This is a genomic window from Prosthecobacter sp. (assembly GCF_049294395.1).
Taxonomy (GTDB): domain Bacteria; phylum Verrucomicrobiota; class Verrucomicrobiia; order Verrucomicrobiales; family Verrucomicrobiaceae; genus Prosthecobacter.
Genome location: NZ_JBAQCR010000200.1, coordinates 1 through 6,103 on the forward strand (window position 1 = coordinate 1; position 6,103 = coordinate 6,103).

A 6,103-nucleotide genomic window follows, 5' to 3' on the forward strand; every position below is an offset into this window, starting at 1 on the left:
ACGCCGCTGTGGCCGCAGACACCACCGGCAAGGTGATCGAAACCCCCGTCGAGCGCGGCACCATCGTCAAAACCGGCGATGTCCTCGTGCAGCTCGACAGCCGCAACGCCGAACTCAATCTAGCCGAAGCCGAAGCCAATGTGGTGCAGGCAAAATCCAAGCTCGATCTCGCCGAAAGCGAAGTGAAGCGCAACGCCCCGCTCGCGCAGATGAAGGCCGTCGCCGAAACCGACTTCGCCCGCATCAAGGCAGATCGCGATGGCGCCGCCGCCAGCCTCTCCGCAGCCGAAGCACGCCGTGACATGAGCAAGAAGACCCTGGAAGACGCCACCATCCGCGCCCCGTTTGCCGGCACCGTGTCAGAGCGCTTTGTCACCGCAGGCGAATACGTCATGGCCAATTCCAAGGTCGCGCAAGTCGTCGATCTTCAGCATCTGCGACTCCTCGTCAATGTCGCGGAGCCCTCCGTCGGACTCATCCGCGTGGGGCAGACCGTGGAGTTCAGCGTGTCCCCGTTTCCCGGCGAAGTCTTCACCGGCACCGTCAAGTTCATCGGCGCCGCCGTGCGTGCAGAAACCCGCGATCTCCAGGTGGAGGCCGAGGTGCTCAACACCGACGGCCGCCTCCGCCCCGGCCTTTTCGCCGAAGCCCGCCTCGCACTCCCGCCGCAGACCGCCGTCACCATTCCCGCCAACGCCGTGCGTGCGGAGGGTGCCAATCAAAAAGTCTGGGTCGTCGAGTCCGGCCAGCTCACCGAACGCCTCGTCGAAGTCGGCGAGACCGACAAAGACCGCATCGAAATCCGCCGCGGCGTGAAGCAGGGCGAAAACGTCGTCCTCTCCCCCGGCCCCGACGCCGCCGACGGCGTGCCCGTGCAGAACGCTCCTCAATCTTAACGCATCCCCCATGAGCGCCTCAAAGCCCTCCAACACGAATGGTATTAATTCCCACGTAATACCATCGACGATTCTCAGTCCTACGCCAAACACTCTTCCACCTCTGCTCCCTCTGCCTCTCTGCCCCTCTGCGGCAAACCGAACGTCCACAGCCTCGTCTCTCCGCCCCTGAGCTTGGCCCACCGCACCCAAGCCCCGCACACCCGGCTCAATCCCCCTCCCCCTTTCTAACTCATGCAATGGCTCGCCCGCATCTGTGTTCAGCGCCCCGTCCTCGCCAGCGTCATCGTGCTGGTGTTTGTCGTCGTCGGCCTCATCGGTTACACCCGCCTGCCGGTGGACCGCTTTCCGAAGGTGGACTTCCCCACCGTCGCCATCACCACGCGTCTCAATGGCGCCACGCCGAAGGAAGTCGAAACCCAGATCACCGACAAGATCGAAGAAGCGGTGAACACCGTCAGCGGCATCGATGAGCTCCGCTCCGTCTCCAGCGAAGGCATCTCACAGGTCATCGTCGTCTTCCTGCTGGAAAAGAACGTGGACGTCGCCGCGCAAGAAATCCGCGACCGCGTGAACCGCATCATCGTCGATCTCCCCGACGATGCCGATCCGCCCATCGTCGAAAAGCTCGACCCCGATGCCTCGCCCATCCTCAACGTCGCGCTCACCGCTGACCGCCCCGCGCGCGAGATCACCGAATACGCAGACAAAGTCCTGCGCCGCCAGCTTGAAAGCGTGCCCGGCGTCGGCCAGGCCACGCTGCTCGGCGGTCGCAAACGCCAGATCAATGTGTGGATGGACCCCGTGCGCCTCCGCTCCTTCAATCTCACCGCCATCGATGTGCAGAAGGCGCTGAAGTCGCAGAATGTGCAGATCCCCGCAGGCACTGTCAAAGACGCCGCCAGTCAGGAAGGCCTGCGCGTCCTCGGCAAAGCCGCCTCCGTGGCCGAGCTGCGCCAGATGGTCGTCCGTGAAAAAGACGGCGGCCTCGTGCGCCTCGGAGACGTGGCCCGCGTGGACGATGGCGAAGAAGAGCCGCAGACCGCCGCACGCCGCAATGGCATCCCCAGCGTCGTCATCTCCCTGCGCAAGCAGTCCGGCGAAAACACCATCAAGGTGGTCGATGCCGTGCAGGAGCGCCTGGACGAAGTGAAAAAAATCCTCCCCGCCGGCTACTCCATCAATGTCGTGCGTGACAATTCCCTCGTCATCCGCACCAGCACGCACGCCGTGCAGGAGCATCTCATCCTCGGTGCCGTGTTTGCCGCGCTCATCGTGCTGCTCTTCCTTGGCAACACCCGCGCCACGGTCATCGCCGCACTCTCCATTCCCACCTCCATCATCGCCGCCTTCGGCGTCATGTGGGCGCAGGATGTCACGCTCAATCAGATCAGCCTCGTCGCCCTCGCGCTCGCCGTCGGCATCGTGATCGATGACGCCATCATCGTCGTGGAAAACATCGTCCATCACATGGAGGAGAAAGGCGAAAACGCGCATGACGCCGCCATCAATGGCACGCGCGAGATCGGCCTCGCCGTCATGGCCACCACGCTCTCGCTCCTCGCCGTCTTCGTCCCCGTCGCCTTCCTCAGCGGCATCGTCGGCATGTTCTTGAAAAGCTTCGGCCTCACCATGGCCTTCGCCATCGCCGTGTCATTGCTCATCAGCTTCACCCTCGTACCCTCCCTCGCCGCACGCATGCTCAACCGCCGCCGCAAGAGCTGGATCGAGCGCGCTCTCGACCGCGTGGTGAATGTTTTCTACCGCCCCATCGAGGCCGTTTACATGATCATGCTGCGCTTCTCCATGCGCCACCGCTGGGTCGTCATCCTCGCCTGCTTCGGCGCGCTCGCCTCCCTGCCCACGCTCATGGGCATCGTGCAAAAAAGCTTCATGCCACCCACGGAAGAAGCCGAGTTCATCGTCAACATCCGCGTCCCCGAAGGCACCACCCTCGCCTCCACAGATCTCCTCGGCGAGCGCGTCGCACGCAGCATCCGCGCCCTGCCCGGTGTGGAGTCCACCCTCCTCACCATTGGTGACAATGACCAGCGCGTGCCCAATCTCGCCGGCATCTACGTCCGCCTCACCGATCCCGACACACGCAAAGCCACGCAGCAGGACATCATGGATCAGGTGCGCAAAGAGATCCTGCCCAAGTTCCCCGCCGAGTGGCGCATGACCGTTCTCGCCGTGCCACCGTTCAACACCGGCCAGTCCAGCGCCAACATCCAGTTCTACGTCGCCGGCCCGGATCTCGACCGCCTCACCGCCGCCACGGATGTCATCATGAAGGAAGCCAAAAACATCCCCGGCATTCGCGATCTCGACTCCACCCTCATCAGCGGCAAGCCCGAGATCACCGCCAGCGTGGACCGCAGCAAGGCCGGTCAACTGGGTGTCAACATCGCCGATCTCTCCACCACCCTGCGCCTCCTCGTCGGCGGTCTCGATGTCTCCACCTATGACGAAGCCGGTGAGCAGTACGACATCCACCTCCGCGCCGAAGCCGGCTACCGCAACAACCGCGAAGCCATGGCCCAGCTCTCCGTCCCCAGCGCCAGCGGCGTGCCCGTCGCACTCGACAACGTGCTGAAGCTTGAGCAAACCTCCGGCCCTTCACAAATCGACCGCCTCAACCGCCGCCGTCAGGTCACCATCAGCGCGAACAACGCACCCGATGTCGGCGAAAGCAAAATCGTCGATGCCATCGACGCCATCGTCAAAAAGCAAAACCTCCCCGCCGATTACAGCAGCGGCGTCGCAGGCCGCTCCAAGGAAATGGCCCGCACCGGCAAAGCCTTCGGCATGGCCTTCCTCATGGCCTTCGTCTTCATGTACTTGATCCTCGCCGCGCAGTTTGAGAGCTGGATTCATCCGCTCACCATTCTCCTCGCGCTGCCGCTCACGCTGCCCTTCGCTATCCTCTCCCTCATCATCTTTGGCCAGTCGCTCAATCTCTTCTCCATGCTCGGCGTCCTCGTCCTCTTCGGCATGGTGAAGAAAAACGGCATCCTTCAAATCGACCACACCATCCAGCTTCGCGCCAAAGGACTCGATCGCCTGGAGGCCATCCTCAAAGCCAACAAAGACCGTCTCCGCCCCATCCTCATGACCACGCTCGCCTTCGTTGCCGGCATGGTGCCCATGATGTTCGCACGCGGCGTCGGTGCCGCGTTCAACAACGCCACCGCAGGCGTCATCCTCGGCGGTCAGACCTTGTCCCTCCTCCTCACCCTCCTCGCCACACCCGTCATCTACTCCTACTTCGACGACATCGTCGAATGGCGAAACCGCCGCGCTGCCAAACGCGAAGCCCGCCGCGCCGCCCGCGAAGACGCCCCGACTCCCCAGCCCGCCCCCTCCATCGCCTAGCGCCTCACTCGTCCTCCTACTCGTCCTCGATCCTACCGCCCCGCATTGCCCCTCACGCCGCATCACACCCAGCAAGTATTGTAGTCCCGCCTTTAGACGGTTCCGGTCACGGCCTCGCATACACTCAAAGCTCGCCGAGAAACCTCAAATGAATCGCCCAATCACAAAACCACACCTCATTCGCAGCAGCCGCTCCGGCCGTAGGTTGGGTGTGTTTGGCGCGCATGGCGCTCTTCCTCGCTCGAACACCACTCCGCCAAACCGCCCGACTGCGAGGACGTTCGTACGCCACAGCGCCTGCCGTACGCTGCTGGACGGGCGGGCTGTCGCCACACCCATCCTACGATCCCGCATCGGCTGCGCCTAACCCGCGCGACACTTCTACCGAGAAGCAAACCTCCCCAATTCCTCATTCACGTTTCGCGCTCTGATCCAGCATCCAGCATCCAGCATCCAGCATCAAGCATCCAGCATCCAGCATCGCCCCCTCAGCCCCCTCATCACCTCATGGCAATTCCCCTCCCTCGCCTCTGCCTCGTCCCCGTCCTCCTCATGGGGCTCGCGGCCTGCACTGTCGGGCCCGATTACAAGAAGCCGGACACCACCGACATCACCCCCGCCACTTGGCGCTGGCAGCCCGGCGCCCCGCGTGATGACTCCCCCAAAGGCGAGTGGTGGAAAGTCTTCCACGACAGCGAGCTCAACCGCCTCGAAGCCCTCGCCATCGCGGACAATCAGAACCTCCGCGCCGCCTTCGCACGCATCCAGCAGGCACGCGCCAATGCCCGTGCCGCCGCCACCGATTGGTATCCATCCTTCGATCTCAATTCACGCAACAAGCGCGAGCGCACCTCCGGCCATCTGCCCACGCCCGTGCCGGTGAAGATCCCCTCCGCGCAGATCAACACCTACAGCGAAACCCTCGACCTCAGTTACGAGCTCGATCTCTGGGGCAAAGTGCGCCGCTCCTTTGAATCCGCCCGCGCCCAGTCAGAGTCCAGCGCCGCTGATTTCAACAACGTCCTCCTCACCCTCACCGGAGACGTCGCCGCCACCTACTTCCAGCTTCGTGCGCTGGATGCCGATCTCGCTTCCCTGCGCCGCACCATCGCCCTGCGTGAAAAAGGCCTCGCCCTCATCCAGCAGCGCTTCACCGCCGGCACCATTCAGGAGACCGACGTCGCACGCAGCAAAACCGAAGTCGCCACCGCGAAGGCCGAACTCGCCGACATCAAACGCCAGCGCCAGGAGGCCTCAGACAATCTCTCCCTCCTCTGCGGCGTCCCCGCCACCACCTTCACCCTCGCCGAGCGCCCCCTGCACGGCTCACCGCCCGTCATTCCCGCCGGACTTCCCGCCCACATCCTGGAGCGCCGCCCCGATGTCGCCGCAGCCGAGCGCATCGTCGCCTCACGCAATGCCGACATCGGCGTCGCCACCGCCGCTTATTTCCCCGCCATCAGCCTCACCGGCCAGGGCGGATACTTGAGCAAGGACACCACCAGCCTCTTCACCGCAGACAGCCGCGTCTGGTCCATCGGCCCCAGCGTCAGCCTGCCCGTCACCGGCTTCGCCCTCATCCACGCCAACGTCCGCAGAAAACGCGAAGCCCGGGAGGAAGCCATCGCCAATTATCGTCAGGCCGTGCTCTCTGCCTTGAAAGACGTCGAGTCCACCCTCGCGCAAACACGTTACCGCGCCGAGCAGTCCGCCGCCCAAAACGAAGCCCTCGCCGCCGCCTCCCAGGCCGCCGAACTCACCCGCGCCCGCTACGACAGCGGCACCGTCGGCTACCTCGAATTCCTCGACGCCGAACGCACCCGCCTCCAGAC

Annotated in this window: 3 protein-coding genes; all 3 read left to right on the forward strand. The window is 64.1% G+C overall.

Annotated features, from left to right (window positions below; genetic code table 11):
- The coding region (locus WAW39_RS12695) for an efflux RND transporter periplasmic adaptor subunit (RefSeq protein WP_422319347.1) at positions 1–896 on the forward strand (896 nt) is incomplete at its 5' end.
- Positions 897–1,130: 234 nt separating this feature from the next.
- The gene (locus WAW39_RS12700) at positions 1,131–4,271 is read left to right on the forward strand and encodes an efflux RND transporter permease subunit (protein ID WP_422319349.1); all 3,141 of its coding nucleotides are present in this window, start codon (positions 1,131–1,133) and stop codon (positions 4,269–4,271) included.
- Between the two features lie 507 nt (positions 4,272–4,778).
- On the forward strand, positions 4,779–6,103 hold a 1,325-nt coding region (locus WAW39_RS12705), incomplete at its 3' end, for an efflux transporter outer membrane subunit (RefSeq protein WP_422319351.1).

Excerpts from the sequence above, each read along its gene's own strand:
- WAW39_RS12700 (WP_422319349.1), top strand. The coding sequence starts at position 1,131 with ATGCAATGGCTCGCCCGCATCTGTGTTCAGCGCCCCGTCCTCGCCAGC.